Source organism: Streptomyces sp. SID13726 (genome assembly GCF_010548375.1).
Taxonomy (GTDB): domain Bacteria; phylum Actinomycetota; class Actinomycetes; order Streptomycetales; family Streptomycetaceae; genus Streptomyces.
This window is the reverse complement of sequence record NZ_JAAGLY010000035.1, coordinates 34715-53152: the sequence shown is the minus strand read 5'-3', so window position 1 is coordinate 53152 and position 18438 is coordinate 34715. Positions and strand designations below refer to the sequence as shown.

At 71.6% G+C, this 18438-nt stretch carries 18 protein-coding genes and 1 riboswitch; of the genes, 12 read left to right on the top strand and 6 right to left on the bottom strand.

Annotated elements, in window-relative coordinates; all coding sequences use genetic code 11:
- Nucleotides 1-122 precede the first annotated feature (122 nt).
- Nucleotides 123-1241, top strand: coding sequence for a glycoside hydrolase family 6 protein (locus G3I78_RS43710; RefSeq protein ID WP_164435554.1), 1119 nt, complete (start codon nt 123-125; stop codon nt 1239-1241).
- Here G3I78_RS43710 and G3I78_RS43705 read toward each other — a convergent pair.
- On the bottom strand, nt 1220-2623 hold the full coding sequence (locus tag G3I78_RS43705) for a solute carrier family 23 protein (protein WP_164435513.1): 1404 nt from the start codon (nt 2621-2623) through the stop codon (nt 1220-1222). The two genes, G3I78_RS43710 and G3I78_RS43705, sit on opposite strands and share 22 nt — an antisense overlap.
- Before the next feature lie 133 nt (nt 2624-2756).
- Here G3I78_RS43705 and G3I78_RS43700 point away from each other — a divergent pair, with 133 nt between their 5' ends.
- On the top strand, nt 2757-3215 hold the full coding sequence (locus G3I78_RS43700; RefSeq protein WP_164435511.1) for a thioesterase family protein: 459 nt from the start codon (nt 2757-2759) through the stop codon (nt 3213-3215).
- Here G3I78_RS43700 and G3I78_RS43695 read toward each other — a convergent pair.
- Nucleotides 3175-4386, bottom strand: coding sequence for an MFS transporter (locus G3I78_RS43695; protein ID WP_164435509.1), 1212 nt, complete (start codon nt 4384-4386; stop codon nt 3175-3177). The two genes, G3I78_RS43700 and G3I78_RS43695, sit on opposite strands and share 41 nt — an antisense overlap.
- A gap of 118 nt (nt 4387-4504) precedes the next feature.
- Between G3I78_RS43695 and G3I78_RS43690 the strand changes: the two genes are divergently transcribed.
- Nucleotides 4505-5749: an ROK family transcriptional regulator gene (locus tag G3I78_RS43690; protein ID WP_164435508.1), complete on the top strand. Its 1245-nt coding sequence runs from the start codon at nt 4505-4507 to the stop codon at nt 5747-5749.
- Here the strand turns inward: G3I78_RS43690 and G3I78_RS43685 are convergent.
- Complete coding sequence (locus G3I78_RS43685; RefSeq protein ID WP_164435506.1) at nt 5698-6465, bottom strand: NAD(P)H-binding protein; 768 nt, start codon at nt 6463-6465, stop codon at nt 5698-5700. The two genes, G3I78_RS43690 and G3I78_RS43685, sit on opposite strands and share 52 nt — an antisense overlap.
- A gap of 91 nt (nt 6466-6556) precedes the next feature.
- Nucleotides 6557-7465: an RNA polymerase sigma-70 factor gene (locus G3I78_RS43680; RefSeq protein ID WP_164435504.1), complete on the bottom strand. Its 909-nt coding sequence runs from the start codon at nt 7463-7465 to the stop codon at nt 6557-6559.
- Between the two features lie 212 nt (nt 7466-7677).
- Nucleotides 7678-7808: riboswitch (FMN riboswitch) on the top strand.
- A 147-nt stretch (nt 7809-7955) separates the two neighbouring features.
- On the opposite strand from G3I78_RS43680, the gene G3I78_RS43675 reads away from it, so the two are divergent.
- From G3I78_RS43675 to G3I78_RS43635, 9 genes are all read left to right on the top strand, one after another.
- Complete coding sequence (locus G3I78_RS43675; protein ID WP_164435502.1) at nt 7956-8561, top strand: riboflavin synthase; 606 nt, start codon at nt 7956-7958, stop codon at nt 8559-8561.
- Nucleotides 8558-9199, top strand: a complete 642-nt coding sequence (locus tag G3I78_RS43670) for a nicotinamide mononucleotide transporter family protein (protein ID WP_164435500.1) — start codon at nt 8558-8560, stop codon at nt 9197-9199. Before G3I78_RS43675 ends, G3I78_RS43670 begins: the two co-directional genes overlap by 4 nt.
- Nucleotides 9196-10539, top strand: a complete 1344-nt coding sequence (locus G3I78_RS43665) for a bifunctional 3,4-dihydroxy-2-butanone-4-phosphate synthase/GTP cyclohydrolase II (protein WP_239158394.1) — start codon at nt 9196-9198, stop codon at nt 10537-10539. Before G3I78_RS43670 ends, G3I78_RS43665 begins: the two co-directional genes overlap by 4 nt.
- A 25-nt stretch (nt 10540-10564) precedes the next feature.
- Nucleotides 10565-11050: a 6,7-dimethyl-8-ribityllumazine synthase gene (ribH, locus tag G3I78_RS43660; RefSeq protein ID WP_030613284.1), complete on the top strand. Its 486-nt coding sequence runs from the start codon at nt 10565-10567 to the stop codon at nt 11048-11050.
- 34 nt (nt 11051-11084) lie between these two features.
- Nucleotides 11085-11357, top strand: coding sequence for a phosphoribosyl-ATP diphosphatase (locus tag G3I78_RS43655; RefSeq protein ID WP_020117406.1), 273 nt, complete (start codon nt 11085-11087; stop codon nt 11355-11357).
- Nucleotides 11358-11404: 47 nt separating this feature from the next.
- The gene (gene hisG / locus G3I78_RS43650; protein WP_164435498.1) at nt 11405-12262 is read left to right on the top strand and encodes an ATP phosphoribosyltransferase; all 858 of its coding nucleotides are present in this window, start codon (nt 11405-11407) and stop codon (nt 12260-12262) included.
- 14 nt (nt 12263-12276) lie between these two features.
- On the top strand, nt 12277-12735 hold the full coding sequence (locus G3I78_RS43645) for a PH domain-containing protein (protein WP_164435496.1): 459 nt from the start codon (nt 12277-12279) through the stop codon (nt 12733-12735).
- A gap of 179 nt (nt 12736-12914) precedes the next feature.
- Nucleotides 12915-14249, top strand: coding sequence for a hemolysin family protein (locus G3I78_RS43640; protein ID WP_164435494.1), 1335 nt, complete (start codon nt 12915-12917; stop codon nt 14247-14249).
- Nucleotides 14246-15322, top strand: coding sequence for a hemolysin family protein (locus tag G3I78_RS43635; protein WP_164435492.1), 1077 nt, complete (start codon nt 14246-14248; stop codon nt 15320-15322). Before G3I78_RS43640 ends, G3I78_RS43635 begins: the two co-directional genes overlap by 4 nt.
- Nucleotides 15323-15456: 134 nt before the next feature.
- Here the strand turns inward: G3I78_RS43635 and G3I78_RS43630 are convergent, their stop codons facing one another.
- Together G3I78_RS43630 and G3I78_RS43625 are read right to left on the bottom strand one after the other, a co-directional pair.
- Complete coding sequence (locus G3I78_RS43630; RefSeq protein ID WP_164435490.1) at nt 15457-17319, bottom strand: AAA family ATPase; 1863 nt, start codon at nt 17317-17319, stop codon at nt 15457-15459.
- 431 nt (nt 17320-17750) lie between these two features.
- Nucleotides 17751-18371 (bottom strand): hypothetical protein, encoded by a 621-nt coding sequence (locus tag G3I78_RS43625; protein WP_164435550.1) that lies wholly within the window; start codon nt 18369-18371, stop codon nt 17751-17753.
- Nucleotides 18372-18438: the final 67 nt, after the last annotated feature.

Below are 18438 nucleotides of genomic sequence, written 5' to 3'. Positions count from 1 at the left end.
GGCTTCCCCAGAACGGGGGACGCGCCCGCCGCGCGAGGGGGGCGGACAGGGTGTCAGGCTTGCGTGCCCAGCGGCTGGCCGCGCGCCGGTCCGCCCGCAGGCGCGCCGTGGGCCGCGGTGCGATGGTCGCGGTGGCCTCCGTGGTGGTCGCCGTCGGCACCGCGACCGGGATGCTCTCCGCGCTCGACGGCCGGCCCGCCTCCGACGAGGCCCGGCCAGAACCCGCCGCCTCACCGAGCACGCGGTCGTTGCCCGTCCCGCCGCCGGTGTCCGCGTCGGCCTCGCCCACCGGGAGGAAGAGCGCGTCGCCGTCGGCCTCCCGCACCCGGAAGGCGAGCCCCACGGCGACGGCGGACGAACCGAAGCGCGCCGTCGCCACCCGCCTCTACCGCCACCCCGCCTCCCAGGTGCTGGACTGGGTGCGTGACCACCCCGGCGACCCCCGCACCGACGTCATACAGTCCCGGATCGCCGACCGCCCGGCCGCCGTCTGGTTCGCCGAGTACGCCCCGGCGACCATCACCGCCAAGGTCCGCGCGGTCACCTCGGGCGGCGCCGCGCAGGGCCGGGTCCCGGTGGTCGTGGTGTACACCGTCCCGGACCGCGACTGCGGCGGCGCCTCCCAGGGCGGCGCACCGGACCTCGACGCGTACGACGCCTGGATCGACCGGTTCGCCGCGGGCCTCGGCTCCGGCGAGGTGGTCGTCGTCCTGGAGCCCGACTCGATCGCCCAGTCCGACTGCCTCTCCGCCGCCGACCGCGCCGACCGCTTCGCCTCGCTGGCCCGCGCGGGCCGGGTCCTGAAGGCCGCGAACCCGAAGGCGCGCGTCTACTACGACGCCGGGCACTCCGGCTGGAACCCGGCCGCGAAACAGGCGGAGCTGCTGCGGCAGGCGGGCGCCGCCTCGGCCGCCTCCTCCGACGGCGTCTTCAGCAACGTCTCCAACTTCCACACCACGGACGCCGAGATCGCCTACGACCGTCAGGTCCTCGCCGCCCTGGGCGGACCCTCCGGCCTCGGTGCCGTCATCGACACCAGCCGCAACGGCAACGGCGCCCCGGCCGACGGCGAGTGGTGCGACCCCGCCGGCCGGAAGATCGGCAGGACGCCCACCCTGGACACCGGGCAGCCGGGGATCGACGGCTACCTGTGGGTGAAGCTGCCGGGGGAGTCGGACGGCTGCAATGGCACGCCGGGCACCTTCTCGCCGTCGTACGCCTACGACTTGGCGTCGTCGTAGGGAGCCGCCCCCTCGTCGCCGTAGGAGGACGTCCCCTCGTCGAGCAGTGGCTCCTGCGTCTTGAGGTGGGCCGGGGCGAACGCCCGCAGCGCGTGGTACCCGGTGATGACGACCAGCGTGCCCAGGGCGATGCCGCTGAGGGAGAAGGTGTCGGTGAACGTCATGCTGACGTTGCCCACGCCGATGATGATGCCCGCGGCGGCGGGGACCAGGTTGAGCGGATTGCGCAGGTCCACCCGGGCGTTGGTCCAGATCTGCGCGCCGAGCAGGCCGATCATGCCGTAGAGGATGACCGTGATGCCGCCGAGGACCCCGCCCGGGATCGCGGCGACGACCGCGCCGAACTTCGGGCAGAGACCGAAGAGGAGGGCGAAGCCGGCGGCGGCCCAGTAGGCGGCGGTCGAGTACACGCGCGTGGCCGCCATCACGCCGATGTTCTCGGAGTACGTGGTGTTGGGCGGGCCGCCGACCGCGGTGGAGAAGATCGAGCCGATGCCGTCGGCCGAGATCGCCGTGCCCAGTCTGTCGTCGAGCGGGTCGCCGGTCATCTCGCCGACCGCCTTGACGTGCCCGGCGTTCTCCGCGACCAGGGCGATGACGACGGGGAGGGCGACCAGGATCGCGGACCACTCGAAGGACGGGCCGTGGAAGGCAGGCAGCCCGATCCAGTCGGCCTTGCCGACGCCCGAGAGGTCGAGCCGCCAGTGGTCGGTGAGCTTCCCGCTCGCGTCGACCGAGTGGATCCGCCCGAAGATCCGGTCGAAGGCCCACGAGATGCCGTATCCGAAGACCAGGCCCAGGAAGATCGCGATCCGGGACCAGAAGCCCCGCAGGCACACCACCGCCAGACCGGTGAACAGCATGACTAGCAGGGCCGTCCACTGGTCCTGCGGCCAGTACGTCGAGGCGGTCACCGGGGCGAGGTTGAAGCCGATCAGCATCACGACCGCGCCGGTGACGATCGGCGGCATCGCGGCGTGGATGATCCGCGCCCCGAACTTCTGGACCGCGACGCCGACCAGGAAGAGCGCGACACCGACGACGAGCACCGCGCCGGTCACCGTGGCGCTCGTGCCGCCCTGGGCGCGGATCACGGCGGCGACGCCCACGAAGGAGAGCGAGCAGCCGAGGTAGCTCGGCACCCGGCCGCGGGTCGCCAGCAGGAAGATCACCGTGGCGACGCCGGACATCATGATCGCCAGGTTGGGGTCGAGGCCCATCAGGACCGGGGCCACGAAGGACGCCCCGAACATCGCGACCACGTGCTGGGCGCCGAGCCCGGCCGTGCGCGGCCAGGAGAGCCGTTCGTCGGGGCGGACCACCGCCCCGGGCGCCGGGGTGCGTCCGTCGCCGTGCAGTTTCCAGCGGACGCCGAGATCCATGAGCGGTATCGCTTTCGTCGTACGAGTCCGGAGCGACCATTGTCACGTGCAAGATCCCTGGTCACCCGCCGGGGGCAGGGTGAGCGGCCGCTTAAGGTGGGGGTGATTGCCCCATACACCCAGGAGCCCCGCCGTGACCGCCGAAGCCACCCTCGCCCCCGCCCTCGCCTACGGCAGGCTGATCCCCGTCACCGTCCACTTCGACGACCTCGACGCCCTGGGCATGCTCCACAACGCCCGCTACCCGCTGCTGGTCGAGCGCGCCTGGACGGAGTTCTGGGAGGGGCACGGCATCCGCTTCGAGGGCGACTGGGCGAGCGCGGGGGACGCCTGCAACGTCGTCAAGGAACTCCTGATCAGCTACGACGCCCCCGTCACCCGCTCCGGCGGCTACGCCGTCCACCTCTGGCTGGAGCGGCTCGGCGGCACCGGCCTGACCTACGGCTTCCGGTTCTGCTCCGCGGACGGCGCGACGACCTACGCCCGCGGCACCCGCGTACTGGTCCGGCTCGACGCGGCGACCCTGCGCCCCACGCCCTGGAGCGACGGTTTCAGGGCCGCGGGTCGGGAACTGCTGCGGCCGGAGCGCTGACCTTCGGGCGGTCCCGGTCACCGGCCCGCAGCACGCCCGCGAAGACGACGAGCCCGCAGGCCAGGACGGTGACCAGGGTGAAGGACACCATCAGGTTCGTCGCCTGGGCCACCCCGCCCAGCAGGCTCGGCGCGATCAGCCCCGAGGTGTAGGTGATGGTCGCGACACCCGCGATGGCCTGGCTCGGATTGGGCCCGCTGCGCCCCGCCGCCGCGAAGCACAGCGGTACGACGACGGCGATGCCGAGCCCCATCAGCGCGAACCCGGTCATGGCCACCGCGGGATGGTCCGCGAGCACGATGAGCAGTCCGCCGGCGGCGGCGAGGAAGCCGCCGAGCCGGACCGTGCGGACCGAGCCGAAGCGGTTGACCACGGTGTCGCCGACGAGCCGGGCCACCGCCATGGTGAGCATGAAGCCGGTCGTGCAGGCCGCGGCGAGCCCCGCCGAGGAGTCGAGCCGGTCCTTGAGATAGACCGCCGACCAGTCCAGGCTCGCCCCCTCAGCGAACACCGCGCAGAAACCGACCGCGCCGATCAGCAGGGCCGACTTCGGCGGCAGCGCGAACCGCGGCGGCGGCTCCTCGTCCTCGGTGGCCTGCACGTCGAGCACCCACCGGCAGGCCAGCACACCGAGCACGCTGAGACAGGCCGACGCCAGCGCGAAATGCACGCGCGCGTCCGCGCCCAGATGGGCGGCCAGGGTGCCGCCCGCCGAGCCGATCAGCGCTCCGGCGCTCCACATGCCGTGCAGGCTGGACATGATCGACCTGCCGAGGCGGTTCTCGACCTCGACCCCCAGCGCGTTCATCACCACGTCGGCCATGCCGGCGCTCGCGCCGTACACGAACATCGCCAGGCACAGGGTGTAGATGTTCGGCGCGATCCCCGGCAGGACCAGGGACAGCGTCCACAGCGTGATCAGCGCGCGCAGCGCCGCCCGGCTGCCGAAGCGGTGGCTGACCCGGGCGGCCAGCGGCATCGAGCAGGACGCGCCGAACGCCGTGAAGGCCAGGGCGAACCCGAGCTGCCCCGCGCTCAGCGAGGCATGGTCCTGGATCCACGGCACCCGCGTCGCGAACGAGCCGGTCACGGCCCCGTGCACGGCGAACACGGCGGCCACGGCATACCGGGCCCGCCGTACCTCTGCCGGTGTGTGCACCACGGTGCTCATTCTCGGGTCCCTCCCCGGATCCTTTGTCGTCCCGTTGCCGTCGCCGCCGTAAACTATCAGGAACCCTGCCTGATAGATAGCGCGTGTTCGGCACAGTGGATCTGAGAGGATTCCCCGCATGCCCGCATCCCCGAGCACCGCCCGGGCCATCAACGACCGGCTCGCCCTGCGACTGCTCCAGCAGGAAGGCCCGCTGACGGCAGGCCAGTTGAAGCAGCTCACCGGACTGTCCCGGCCGACGGTCGCCGACCTCGTCGAGCGCCTCGCCGCCGCCGGACTGATCGACGTGGTGGGGGAGTCGGGGGAGCAGCGCCGCGGCCCGAACGCCAAGCTGTACGGCATCGTCGCCGGCCAGGCCCACCTCGCCGCCCTCGACGTGCGCACCGAGGGCGTCTCCGTCGTCGTCTCCGACCTGCTGGGCCGGGTGCTGACCGAGGCGTCGGTGCCGATCGGCGGGGACACCGGGACCGGGCCCGCGGTCGAGCAGGCGGTCGCGCTGGTCGAGAGGGCGGCGAAGGAGGCCGGGGTCTCGGAACTGCACACCGTCGGCATCGGCGCCCCCGGCCTGATCGACCCCGCCACCGGTGAACTCCGGGACACCAACGGGCTGCCCGAATGGCACCGCCGACTGGTGCTGGCCCTGCACGAACGGCTGCCCGGCACCCGGATCCACGTCGAGAACGAGACCAACCTCGCGGCACTGGCCGAACAGCGCGACGGGGTCGCCCGGGACCGGGACACCTTCGTCCTGCTCTGGCTCGGCCTCGGCACCGGAGCGGCCGTCGTCCTGGACGGCACCCTGCGCCGGGGCGCCTCGGGCGGCACCGGCGAGATCGGCTTCCTGCCGGTGCCGGGGACGGTGGGACTGCCGTCGGCGGTGGACTGCGCGGGGGGTTTCCACTCGCTCGCGGGATCGGCGGCGATCGTGGAACTGGCGGCTCGGCACGGGGTGGCGGCCGAGGCGGACGGCTACGAGCCGCCGGCCGCGAGGGTGGTGCGGGAGGCGGTGGCCCGGGGTTCGTCGGACTTCCTGGACGCCCTGGCCGACCGACTGGCCGTAGGGGTCGCGTCGGTCGTCGCCGTCCTGGACCCGGGTTGCGTGGTGCTGGGCGGCGAGGTGGGCCAGGCGGGCGGACCTGACCTGGCCGCACGAGTGGAGCGCGGGGTGCGCCGTATGTCACCTCTGGCCACCGAAGTGAGAGCCAGTGTCCTGGGAGGCGGAGCGGTCCTGGGAGGAGCCCTGCTGACGGCAAGAGACACGGCACAGGACGACTTGTTCGCGCCCCTTCAGGGGCGCGGGGCTGTGCTTGATCATGCGGCTCCGCCGCGTGGGCGCGACGAGCCCCCACCGGCCCGCAGATAGTCCTCGAACGTCCCCTTCCCCACCGCCTGTCCCACCGCAAGATGCCCCCCGGCCCGAAACTCCCGATACGCCTTCCCGAACAACCGCACACTCACCACAGGCCGCTTCTTGCCGGCGGTTCGCAGATAAGCCCGAGCGAGATCCGTGAGCGTACGAACCTCCGGCCCGCCCATGTCGGCCACGCGCCCCGCAGGCGCCCCCACCGCCAACTCCGCCAGCCGTTCCGCGACTTCGGCCACCTCGACGGGCTGGTCCCGCACCCCCGCCGGAACGAACACCACCGGCAGCCTGGCGAGCCCCCGGAAGAGCGTCACGAGCAGGTCGTGGAACTGGGTCGCCCGCAGGGTCGTCCAGCCGATCCCCGACTCCTCGACCATCCGTTCCACGGCGAACTTGCTCCGGTAGTAGCCGAACGGCACCCGGTCGACCCCGACGATCGAGATGTACACGCAGTGCCGCACCCCGGCCCGCCGCGCCGCGTCCAGCAGGTTCCGCGCCGCCTCCTCGTCGCCGCCCCGCTGGGTCGACGCGCAGTGCACGATCGTGTCCACCCCGGCGACGGCCGCGTCCAGCGCCGATCCGCCCTGCCGCAGGTCGACCGGGTACTCCGGGCCGCGCCGGCTCAGCACCCGCACCTCGTGCCCGTCCGCCCGCAGCCGCTCGGTGACGATCCGGCCGAGTGTGCCGGTGCCACCGGTCACCAGGATCGTGGTCATGCTGTCCATCCCCTCAGGAGGTCGGACGCTCCCGGCCGGAACGCCCTCCGACAGCCCAGACCGAGCAGGCCCGGGGGAATGTGACATCCGCCTACCGGTCGGCCAGCTGGCGCCCGGCGAACTCCAGCTTCTCGGGGTTGAGCACCGCCCGTACCCCGCCGATCACCCCGCCGATCCCCGCGTCGCTCACGTCGCTCACGTCGAACGTGATCACGACGGTCAGCGTGTCGCCGTCCCACACCGTGAGGCCGGGCCCGCCGTTGACCTCCGCCGGCGCGAACCGCATGCCCGCGCCCCACTTCTCCAGGGCGCCGAACAGGAACCGCAGCACCTTCTCGCGCCCCTCGACCGGCCGCCGGGCCGCGCTGACCCTGCCGCCGCCGTCGCTCCACCAGGTGGCGTCGGCAGCGAGCAGCTTCTCCAGCCCCGAGAGATCGCCGTCCCGGGCTGCCGTGACGAAGGACGCCACCAGCTCCCGCTGCCGCTCGGGCGGCGCCGCGAACCGGGACTCGGCCGCGCCCACCCGCTGGGCCGCCCGCCGGTGCAGCTGACGGCAGTTGGCCTCGCTCAGGTCGAGCACCCCGGCGATCTCCCGGTAGCCGTAGGCGAAGGCCTCCCGCAGCACGTACACCGCCCGCTCGGTCGGGGTCAGCCGCTCCAGGAGCACCAGCAGAGCCATGGACACGGCGTCCCGCTGCTCGGCGGACTCCAGCGGCCCGAGCGTGCCGTCCGAGGTGACGACCGGCTCCGGCAGCCAGGTGCCGACGTACTGCTCGCGGCGGGCCCTGGCCGAGGTCAGCCGGTTGAGGCAGAGGTTGGTGACGACCTTGGCGAGCCAGGCGCCGAGGTGCTCGATGTCCGCCCGGTCGGCGCCGCTGAAGCGCAGATACGCGTCCTGGACGGTGTCCTCGGCCTCGTCGGCCGAGCCGAGCATCCGGTACGCCAGGCCGAACAGCCGGGGGCGATGGCTCTGGAACTCGTCGGCGATCGCGGTCGTCATGCGGTCACCCTGCCAGAAGGAAGACCCGGCGGCGGGCAAGGGCCGTCGTCACCGCCGCCGGGCCCGTCTCTACGGGTGTCCACGCACGGCGACCCTAAAAAGGACTAGACCATTAGGTCAAGAGGCAGGTGTGCGGGGGGCTGTGAGCCACGGCACACCGTTCGCCCGTATGGACCTCGATCAGGCGTGGCACACTGGCTCTGTACCAGAAGCAGCGCACTCCGGGGTCGGTGAAAGTCCGAACCGGCGGTTACAGTCCGCGACCCGACCGCTTCCAGCGGCCGGTTGACCAGGTGAAATTCCTGGACCGACGGTTAAAGTCCGGATGGGAGGCAGTGCGCGGCGGGCGTGCATTCGTGCGCGCCGCCGTATCCGCTCGTCCTGAGGGACGAATGCGTCCGGCGTCGCCCCCGGTGTCCCTGCCCGTACATTCTGTCGTCATCGACAGCCCCGGAGTCCGTGCCCGAATGAGGCAGGGAGGACCCGGGACGTGTTCACCGGAATCGTCGAAGAGCTGGGCGAGATCACCGCCGTCGAGAACCTCGGCGACGCCTGTCGCTTCCGACTGCGCGGCCCCGTCGTCACCGAGGGCGCGAAACACGGAGACTCCATCGCCGTCAACGGCGTCTGCCTCACCGTCGTCGACCACGAGGGCGACGAGTTCACCGCCGACGTCATGGCCGAGACCCTGGACCGCTCCAGCCTTGGCGCCCTGGACGTCGGCTCCCGCGTCAACCTGGAGCGCCCCACCGCCGTCGGCGCCCGCCTCGGCGGGCACATCGTCCAGGGGCATGTGGACGGCACCGGCGAGGTCCTGGAGCGCAAGCCCTCCGACAACTGGGAGATCATCAAGATCTCGCTGCCCGCGGACCTCTCGCGGTACGTCGTCGAGAAGGGCTCCATCACGGTCGACGGCATCAGCCTCACCGTCGTGGACGCGGGTCCCGACTACTTCACCGTCAGCCTCATCCCCACCACCCTCGCCCTGACCACGCTCGGCCTCAAGCAGCCCGGCGCCCCGGTCAACCTCGAGGTCGACGTCGTCGCCAAGTACGTCGAGCGCCTGCTCGCGAGCGGTCAGGGGGCGGGGAAGTGAACTCCCTGAACACCGAGGCCTTCACCCTGTTCGGCCAGCACATCCTCTGGTCGGACATGATCGGCAACATCCTCGGCCTCATCGGGCTCGCCCTCGGCTGGCGGCGCCACCTGTGGAGCTGGCCGGTCCAGTTCGCCTCCGGCCTCATCCTCTTCGGCGCCTTCTTCGGCCACCTCACCGGCAGCGCCGGCAAGCAGGCCGTCGTCATGGTCGTCGCGCTGTACGGCTGGTGGCAGTGGAACCGCAACAAGGGCCAGTCCGGCGACGGACACATCGCCCCACGGTTCGCCACCTGGCGTGAGCGCGGCGCGATGGCCGGCGCCGCCGCCGTCGGCACCGTCGCGGTCGCCCTCCTCTTCAAGGCGTACCCGAGCCTGTCCTGGGACCCCTGGCCGGACGCCTACATCTTCGTAGGCACCGTCGTCGCCATGTACGCCCAGGCGCGCGGCATGGTCGAGTTCTGGTTCGCCTGGCTCCTCGTCGACCTCGTCGGCGTCCCGCTGAACTTCGCCAACGGCTATGCCTTCTCCGGCTTCGTCTACGTCATCTACGGCGCACTCGTCCTGTGGGGCATGCGCGACTGGTGGCTGCGCTCCCGCGGGAACGCGCAGCCCGCTCTGGAAGGAGCCCCGGCATGAGCGCCCGCCCGTCTCCCACCACCACCCCAACCGAGGCGCTTCGCGCCACCCCTTCGATCCCACCGATTCTGTACAGCACCGACGGGTTCGAGGACTTCGCGCTGGACCCGATCGAGCAGGCCGTCGCGGACATCGCGGCCGGCCGCCCCATCGTGGTCGTCGACGACGAGGACCGCGAGAACGAGGGCGACCTGGTCGTCGCCGCCGAGAAGGTCACCCCCGAGATCGTCGCCTTCATGATGAGCGAGTGCCGCGGCCTGATCTGCGCCCCCATGGAGGGCGACGAACTGGACCGGCTCAAGCTGCCGCAGATGGTCGACGACAACACCGAGTCGATGAAAACCGCGTTCACAGTCTCCGTGGACGCGTCGGGCGCTCACGGCGTGACAACAGGGATCTCGGCCGCCGACCGCGCGACCACGCTCCGGCTGCTCGCGAGCGGCGACACCGACCACACCGACTTCGTCCGGCCCGGCCACATCTTCCCGCTGCGCGCCAAGGACGGAGGCGTCCTCACCCGCAACGGCCACACCGAGGCCGCCGTCGACCTCGCCCGCCTCGCGGGACTGCGCCCGGCCGGCGCCATCGTCGAGATCGCCGGCGAGGACGGCCGGATGCTCCGCCTCCCGGAGCTGATCCCCTTCGCCCGCAAGCACGGCCTGACGATCATCTCCATCGAGGACCTGATCGCCTACCGCCAGGCCGCCGAGCCCACGGTCCGCCGCGAGGCCGAGACCCGGCTGCCCACCGCCCACGGCACCTTCACGGCGTACGGCTACCGCTCCACCGTCGACGGCGTCGAGCACGTCGCCCTCGTGCACGGCGAGATCGGCGACGGCGAGGACGTCCTGGTCCGCGTCCACTCCGAGTGCCTCACCGGCGACATCTTCGGCTCCCTGCGCTGCGACTGCGGCCCCCAGCTCGACGCCTCCCTGGAGCGCATCCAGGAGGAGGGCAGGGGAGTGGTGGTCTACCTGCGCGGCCACGAAGGGCGCGGCATCGGCCTGCTCTCCAAGCTGCGGGCGTACGAACTCCAGGAACAGGGCCACGACACCCTCGACGCCAACCTGGAGCTCGGCCTGCCCGCCGACGCCCGGGACTACGGCGCCGGCGCGCAGATCCTTCAGGACCTCGGCGTCCGCAGCCTGCGCCTGATGACCAACAACCCCGACAAGTCCGACGCCCTCCTGCGCCACGGCCTCAAGGTCACAGACCGGGAGCCGATGCCCGTACAGGCGGGTGAGCACAACCTCCGTTACCTGCGCACCAAGCGGGACCGGATGGGCCACGACCTGCCCTGGCTGGACACCGCCCCGGTGTCCACCTGCAGCAACCAGTAAGCACTTCGAGGGAGAGTTCGAGAACGTGAGCGGCAAGGGTGCACCGGAGCTGTCCGTACGCAACGTGGGGGACCTGCGGGTCGCCGTCATCGCGGCGCAGTGGCACGAGAAGGTGATGGACGGACTGGTCGACGGCGCCCTGCGCGCCCTGCACGACCTGGGCATCGACGAGCCGACCCTGCTCAGGGTCCCCGGCAGCTGGGAACTCCCGGTCGTCGCCAAGGTGCTGGCCGGGCGGGGCTACGACGCGATCGTCGCCCTCGGTGTCGTCATCCGCGGCGGCACCCCGCACTTCGAGTACGTGTGCCAGGGCGTCACCCAGGGTCTGACCCAGGTCTCCGTCGAGACCGGCGTTCCCGTCGGCATGGGAGTCCTCACCTGCGACACCGAGGAACAGGCCCTGGACCGGGCCGGTATCGAGGGCTCCAACGAGGACAAGGGGCACGAGGCGGTGACCGCCGCGGTGGCCACGGCGGCCACCCTCCGCTCAGTATCTGAACCGTGGCGTTAGGTGGTGCGGGCTTACGCGTAAAGTGGGCGCCACCATGTCCAATAAGACGTTCGAGGAGCTCTTCACCGAGCTCCAGCACAAGGCCGCCAACGGCGATCCCGCCACTTCCCGCACCGCAGAACTGGTCGGCAAGGGCGTCCATGCCATCGGCAAGAAGGTCGTCGAAGAGGCCGCCGAGGTCTGGATGGCCGCCGAGTACGAGGGCAAGGAGGCAGCCGCCGAGGAGATCTCGCAGCTGCTGTACCACGTCCAGGTGATGATGGTCGCCCGCGGAATCTCGCTGGACGACGTCTACGCCCACCTGTAAGCCGTACCCGCACCCCCTTTCCGTACGAGAAGAAGGAAGCTCGCCTCATGCTGCGCATCGCCGTCCCCAACAAGGGTTCCCTGTCAGGACCTGCGGCGGACATGCTGCATGAGGCCGGCTACCAGCAGCGCCGGGAGTCCAAGGAGCTGCGGATCGTCGACCCGGTCAACGACGTGGAGTTCTTCTACCTCCGCCCCCGGGACATCGCGATCTACGTCTCCTCCGGCCAGCTCGACATCGGCATCACCGGCCGTGACCTGCTGATCGACTCCGGCGCGAGCGCCGAGGAGATCCTCCCGCTCGGCTTCGCCCGCTCCACCTTCCGCTTCGCGTCCAAGCCGGGCACGGCCAACGGCGTCGAGGACCTCAAGGGCAAGACCGTCGCCACCTCCTACGAGGGGATCGTCGCCGGGCACCTCGCCGACAGCGGTGTCGACGCCTCCGTCGTGCACCTCGACGGCGCCGTCGAGACCGCCATCGAGTTGGGTGTCGCCGAGGTCATCGCGGACGTCGTCGAGACCGGCACCAGCCTGCGCAACGCGGGCCTCGAGGTCTTCGGCGAGCCCATCATGAAGTCCGAGGCGATCGTCATCCGCCGCACCGGCGCGGAGCCCGACGACAGCGCCGAGCCCAAGGTCCAGCAGTTCCTGCGCCGCCTCCAGGGCGTCCTGGTGGCCAGGACCTACGTGATGATGGACTACGACTGCCGCGTCGAGCAGCTCGAGAAGGCCGTCGCGCTCACGCCTGGCCTGGAGTCCCCGACCGTCTCCCCGCTGCACAACGAGGGCTGGGTCGCCGTCCGCGCGATGGTCCCCGCCAAGGAGGCGCAGCGGATCATGGACGACCTGTACGACATCGGCGCGCGGGCCATCCTCACGACGGCCATCCACGCCTGCCGTCTCTGAGGGGCCCACCGCACATGTCCTCCGAACTGCCCACCCTCCCCGTCACCTTCCGGCCGGGCCGCACCCGTGCCGTGCTGCTCACCGCCGGGATCGCGATCTTCGTGACCATCACGGTGATCGCCCTGCTCCTCGAAGAGCTGGGCCCCGGCGAGCGGCTGAGCTTCATCTTCACGGCGGCCCTGCTCGCCGGAGTGCTGTTCCTGCTCGCCAGGGTGAAGGTCGTCGCCGACGAGTCCGGTGTCACCGTCCAGAACATCGCGGGGCGGCGGCATCTGGAGTGGGCCGAGATCGTCCAGGTGAACCTCCGGCCCGGCGACCCGTGGGTGTTCCTCAACCTCAGCGACGGCACCAGCCTGCCCGCGCTCGGCATCCAGCCGGGCATCGCGAAGCAGCAGGCCATCACCGACGCGAAGGCCCTCAGGGCGCTCGCCGAGGCCCGCTCCACGGCCCGTCCCGACGAAGATCAGGGCTGACTCAGGGGCTTCCACCCTGCCGCAGTCGCCCTTGTCTTGATTAATCTGTTGGCGGAGGCGTTCTCATCGCGCCTCCGCCTCTCGTTGTTCCTGCTACCCGAGGAGTGACTCCCTCCAGCGATGGACGGATCGTCCTGTAGTACCTGCGCCGCCCCCTCCCGACATACCGAGGCGGCGGCATGACCATCCCCCTGCTGCTCCTCGGAGCCGCGTTCCTGCTGATTCTCGCCAACGGCTTCTTCGTGGCGGCCGAGTTCGGCCTCGTCACCGTCGAGGCCACCGACGCCGAGAAGGCCGCCGCGGAAGGCGACCGACGGGCCCGCCGGGTCGCCGAGTCGCTCAAGGAGCTGTCGTTCCAGCTCTCCGGCACCCAGCTCGGCATCACCATCACCTCCCTGGTCGTCGGCATGCTCGCCGAACCGGCCCTCGCGGAGCTGCTGCACGGCCCGTTCACGGCCCTCGGCATCCCCGAGGGCGCGGTCTCCGGCGTGGCCGTCGTCGTCGGCATGCTGCTGGCCTCGGCCGTGCAGATGGTGATCGGCGAGCTCGTGCCCAAGAACTGGGCGGTGTCCAAGCCGATGCAGGTCGCCCGCTTCGTCGCGGGCCCCCAGCACGCCTTCGCCCGCCTCTTCCGGCCGGTGATCGCCGCGCTGAACGCGGTCGCCAACCGGCTCGTCCGCGCGCTCGGCATCGAGCCCGCCGAGGAGCTGGCCTCCGCCCGCACCCCCGGCGAACTGGTCTCCCTGGCCCGGCACTCCGCCCAGGCCGGCGCCCTGGAGCAGGACACCGCGGACCTCTTCGTGCGCACCCTGTCGCTCGGCGAGCTCACCGCGCAGCACGTCATGACCCCGCGCGTGAAGGTCAGCGCCCTCCAGGCCTCCGCCACCGCCGAGGACGTCGTCAACCTCACCCGCGCGACCGGTCTGTCCCGCTTCCCGGTCTACCGCGAGAAGATCGACGAGATCGTCGGCATGGTCCACCTCAAGGACGCCCTGGCCGTCCCGGTCCAGGCCCGCCTGCGCACCCCCGCCGGCCGGATCGCCCGCCCGGCACTGCTGGTGCCCGAGACCCTCCCCGTCCAGCCGCTCCTCGCCCAGCTGCGCAGCGAGCAGCCCATCGCCGTCGTCGTCGACGAGTACGGCGGCACCGCCGGTGTGGTCACCCTGGAGGACATCGTCGAGGAGATCGTCGGCGAGGTCCGCGACGAGCACGACGGTCAGGACGTCCCCGAACTCGCCGCCGTCCCGCCCGAGGACGGCCGCCTCGCCTGGGACGCCGACGGCAGCTGCCGGGTCGACATCCTCCAGCGCATAGGACTCGACGTGCCCGAGGGGCCGTACGAGACCGTCGCCGGGCTGGTCGCCGACCTGCTCGGCCGTATCCCCGCCGTCGGCGACCGGGCCGAGCTGCCCGGCTGGCGGCTCACCGTGCGCCAGGTCGGGCACTACCGCGCCGAGCGGGTCCGCCTGGTCCGCACGGTCCCCGCGGTGAACGTCATGGAGGCCGCCCGATGAGCGTGCTCCAACTCCTCTTCGCCGGGCTGCTGGTGCTCACCAACGGCTTCTTCGTCGGCGCCGAGTTCGCGCTGGTCTCCGTGCGGCGCAGCCAGATCGAACCGCTCGGCACCGCACGGGCCCGGCAGGTGCTGTACGGCCTTGAGCGGCTCCCCCAGATGATGGCGGCGGCCCAGTTCGGCATCACGGTGTGCTCCCTGACGCTGGGCGCGGTCGCCGAGCCGACGGTCGCCAAGCTGCTGGAGCCGGTGTTCGAGTGGATGCACCTGCCGCACGGCATGATCCACCCGCTGGGCTACGTCATCGCCCTCGCCGCGGTCGTCTTCTTCCACCTCGTCATCGGCGAGATGGTCCCGAAGAACCTCGCGATGGCCGCCCCGGAGAAGGTCGCGCTCTGGCTCAGCCCGGGGCTGGTGGCCTTCGCGCGGCTGTGCAAGCCGATCACCATCGCCCTCGGCGCCTGCGCCCGGGCCATCCTGCGGCTCTTCCACGTCGAGCCCAAGGACGAGGTCGAGGCGGTGTTCACCAGCGAGCAGCTCAACCGCCTGGTGGAGGACTCCGGCCAGGCGGGGCTCCTGGACCCCGAGGAACAGGAACGCCTGGAGGACGCGCTGGAGCTGGGCTCCCGCCCGGTCACCGACGTCCTGCTCAAGAGCGAGTCCCTGGTGACGGTCCGCCCCTCGGTGACCCCGGGCCAGATCATCGAACTCACCGGCCGCACCGGGTACTCACGGTTCCCGATCGCCGCGGACAACGGCGCGTTCATGGGGTACCTGCACGTGAAGGACGTGCTCGACCTGGAGGACTCGCAGCGGGCGGTGCCCCAGCAGATCTGGCGCCCGATGACGAAGCTGCGGTCCGATCTGCCGCTGGACGACGCGCTCACGGTGATGCGGCGCGCGGCCACGCACCTGGCTCAGGTGGCGGACGGGTCGGGCAAGGTGCTCGGGCTGGTCGCGCTGGAGGACGTACTGGAGCTGCTCGTGGGCGAGGTACGGGATCCGGCACACCGGGAGCTGCCGGAGGTGCGGGTCACGGAGCCCCGGAGCAGCGAGGAAGCGCTGGCGTCGTAGGGGGCGTCGTACGGCCGCGGCCGGTGGGGCTTCTCGCGCGGTTCCCCGCGCCCCTCAGCAGGTGACGGTACCCACTTGCTTTCAAGGGCGCGGGGAACCGCGCGACCAGCCCCCACCGGCCCGCACCCGACCGACTACATCGGCGACGGATCCTGAGGCCCCCGCCCCGACAAGACCTCCCCGTACGCCTGCATCAGATCCGGCAACCGCAACGTCGACAAGTCGTCCCGGCTCAGCATCCCCGGATACGTCGACAACCGAAGATCCCGGTACGCGCAGCTCTTCTCGTACAGCGTCCGCAGGAACCGCCCGTTGCCCAGCTCGTCGATCCACCCCTGGTCCACCACGTGCCCGGCGATGGAGCGCAGCTCGTCCAGGGCCTCCTCGTCCCAGATGTCGCCGTTCTCGCCGGCCAACACCTCGCCGATGGAGGTGAGTTCGAGGGGACGGTAGGAGGGGAAGTCGACGCGGGTCGTGAAGCGGGACGACAGCCCCGGGTTCGCGGCGAGGAGCCGGTCCATGCCCTCCGGGTAGCCCGCGAGGATCACGACCAGGTGGTCCCGGTTGTCCTCGGCCCGCTTCAGCAGGACCTGGAGGGCCTCGTCGCCGTACGCGTCGCCTTTGCCGTAACCGGAGTTGGAGAGGGAGTAGGCCTCGTCGACGAAGAGGACACCGCCGAGCGCCGAGTCGATCAGTTCGTTCGCCTTGACCGCTGTCTGGCCGAGGTACTCCCCGACGAGATCCGCCCGCTGCGCCTCGACCAGATGGTCGCCGCCGAGCAGTCCGAGGGCGTAGAAGACGCGGCCGAGGATGCGGGCCACCGTGGTCTTGCCGGTGCCGGAGGGCCCGGAGAAGACGAAGTGACGTTTGGGCGGCTGGACCGGAAGGCCCTGACCGGCGCGCAGGCGGGCCATGTTCAACTGGGCGGAGAGGGCCTTGACCTGGCGCTTCACCGGCTCCAGGCCCACCATGCGCTCTAGTTCGGTGAGCGCCTCCTCCAGTAAGACGGGATCGGTCGGCCCGGCGGGCAGCGGCCCCACCGGTACGCCGGCCCGCTCACGCCCGGCCGGGTCCGTCATCGAGGGCAGTCGCCCTGTCGGCGGCTCCGGGTCGGAGAGCTTCAACTCCCGCCCCTCGATGCCGAACAGCGGGTCGACCCCGTCGGGCCCCTCCAGCACGTCCTGCCCGAACCCGGTGAGCGTGATCGCCGCGAGGTCGGCCGGGTCGTCGTACCCGTCGCCCTCGGCGATCGCGGCGAGCCGGGCCGAGGTGTCCATGAAGGCGGGGTCGACGCGGTGCACGGCCCGGTAGAGGGGGAGTGCGGCCGCGGACCGGCCGGTGCCCTCGTGGGCCCGGGCCAGCCAGTAGCGCAGTTCCTTGCGCTGGGGCTGTTCGCTGCGGCAGCGCATCAGGGACGCGGAGAGGAGCGGTTCGGCCTGGCCGAACATCTCCAGGCGCACCCGGGCCATGCCGCCGAACAGACCGGCCTCGATGCCGAGCATCGGGTCGTCGATCAACGGGTCGGTGTGCCGCACCAGTTGGTCCCAGTCCTTGACGAGATAGGAGCGGCAGGCGTGCAGGAAGCGGACCTGGTGGTCGGTGTCCACCGGGGGCAGGCCGGCGAGGGCCCGGTCCAGCTCGGGGACGTGGCGGCCGTCCAGCCAGTGCGAGGCGTGCGCGAGGAGCAGGTCACGCGGGCTCTCCAGCACCGGCTGCACCCACCAGCCCAGCCAGTACCAGGAGTTGAGGGTGCGTCGGTGCCGGGCGCGCTGTTCGCCGAACCGCTCGCGGTGCCGGAACATCCGCAGCAGCGCGGTCGTCGTGTCGACGCGCAGCGCGTGCAGTCCGAGCCAGCCGTCGGCCATCCCGGGATCGATCCGTACCGCGACCCGGAACTCCTCCTCCGCCTGGGGATAGGCGCCCATCGTGTAGGCGTCCACACCTCGCAGCCAGGCGAGGTCGGCCGGGGCCTCGGGGCCCTGCGTGCCGAAATCCATCACGTCCCCCACAAACCGTGCCCCCGTGGTTCACCACCGGGCCGTCGCCCGGTGGCCGCCTTCGTCCAACCGCAGTGCCGCGGACCGGAGTTGCAACGGTGCGCAGAGCTGTTGTCCGTAGGTCGCACAGAGGGCATCGTACCCGCGCCGGTGTCGCCCGCCGTAGGGTGCCGCACAGGACGTTTCACGAGGTGGGAGCAGATGACGCGGTTCCCGCATGGTGACCGAGGGTGAGTGAATCACGCCTCACAGCGTCGGGAAAACCGTGTGAGGGCAGAACGAAGCCCCCGATCACGGGGGAACAACCGGGGGCTTCGCGACTGCGGGCGGCCTCGAACGGCCGCACATTGAGAACGTAAGACCTGTACGGCCCCTCGGTCAAGCGGAGTTGGGGGACTGAGGCAAGTTCCTACCGGTGGGTCTTCACAGGTTCAACACATCGCCGCTGGCCCGTCACCGTGTGTGACATCGCGGTCCGGACCAACGGTCCCGGACGGCCCGGTGACCATGTCGTACCCCTCGCGACACTGCCGTACCAGAAGGTCGGCGAAGGGCCGGGAGGGGTCTTCGGCGAAATGCCGCTGTTCCGCCACGACCCAGCCCTCCCAGAACTCCCGCTGCTCCGCCCCGTCCCGGGAGCGGCCGCGCGCCCAGGACTCCTCGCGGGGCAACTCCATCCACAGCAGGTGCGCCAGGTGCGGCCGCAGCGCGCGCCGGCCCGCGCCCACCCCCTCCAGGAGGACGACCGGCGCCGGCGGCAGGGTGCGGGGCGGGCCGAAGCGGCGGGCGTGCCAGTCGTAGGGGGCGTAGCGCGCGCTCACACCGCTGCCGAGCGGTCCGATCACCTCGGTCAGGAGCCGTCCGGTCCAGCCGAAGAACTCGTCGTGGCTCGCGATGTCGTCGAGGTGCAGTACGGGGGCGCCGCCGAGGGCGTCGGCCAGCCGCGCGGCGAACGTGGACTTTCCGGAGCCGGCGTGGCCGTCGACGCCGACGAGGCGGACCGGGCCGCAGGACGGGGGCAGCCGGCGGAGCCGGGGGGCGAGGTCGTGGATGACGGTTCCTGGGGACGGGCGGGCGGGGCGTGGCCAGCTTAGTGAGGAGCCGCCGCCCGGCCCGGAA

Excerpts from the sequence above, each read along its gene's own strand:
- G3I78_RS43710 (WP_164435554.1), top strand. The coding sequence starts at position 123 with ATGGTCGCGGTGGCCTCCGTGGTGGTCGCCGTCGGCACCGCGACCGGG.
- G3I78_RS43705 (WP_164435513.1), bottom strand. The coding sequence starts at position 2,623 with ATGGATCTCGGCGTCCGCTGGAAACTGCACGGCGACGGACGCACCCCG.
- G3I78_RS43695 (WP_164435509.1), bottom strand. The coding sequence starts at position 4,386 with ATGAGCACCGTGGTGCACACACCGGCAGAGGTACGGCGGGCCCGGTAT.
- G3I78_RS43690 (WP_164435508.1), top strand. The coding sequence starts at position 4,505 with ATGCCCGCATCCCCGAGCACCGCCCGGGCCATCAACGACCGGCTCGCC.
- G3I78_RS43685 (WP_164435506.1), bottom strand. The coding sequence starts at position 6,465 with ATGACCACGATCCTGGTGACCGGTGGCACCGGCACACTCGGCCGGATC.
- G3I78_RS43680 (WP_164435504.1), bottom strand. The coding sequence starts at position 7,465 with ATGACGACCGCGATCGCCGACGAGTTCCAGAGCCATCGCCCCCGGCTG.
- G3I78_RS43665 (WP_239158394.1), top strand. The coding sequence starts at position 9,196 with ATGAGCGCCCGCCCGTCTCCCACCACCACCCCAACCGAGGCGCTTCGC.
- G3I78_RS43655 (WP_020117406.1), top strand. The coding sequence starts at position 11,085 with ATGTCCAATAAGACGTTCGAGGAGCTCTTCACCGAGCTCCAGCACAAG.
- hisG (WP_164435498.1), top strand. The coding sequence starts at position 11,405 with ATGCTGCGCATCGCCGTCCCCAACAAGGGTTCCCTGTCAGGACCTGCG.
- G3I78_RS43645 (WP_164435496.1), top strand. The coding sequence starts at position 12,277 with ATGTCCTCCGAACTGCCCACCCTCCCCGTCACCTTCCGGCCGGGCCGC.
- G3I78_RS43640 (WP_164435494.1), top strand. The coding sequence starts at position 12,915 with ATGACCATCCCCCTGCTGCTCCTCGGAGCCGCGTTCCTGCTGATTCTC.
- G3I78_RS43635 (WP_164435492.1), top strand. The coding sequence starts at position 14,246 with ATGAGCGTGCTCCAACTCCTCTTCGCCGGGCTGCTGGTGCTCACCAAC.
- G3I78_RS43630 (WP_164435490.1), bottom strand. The coding sequence starts at position 17,319 with ATGGATTTCGGCACGCAGGGCCCCGAGGCCCCGGCCGACCTCGCCTGG.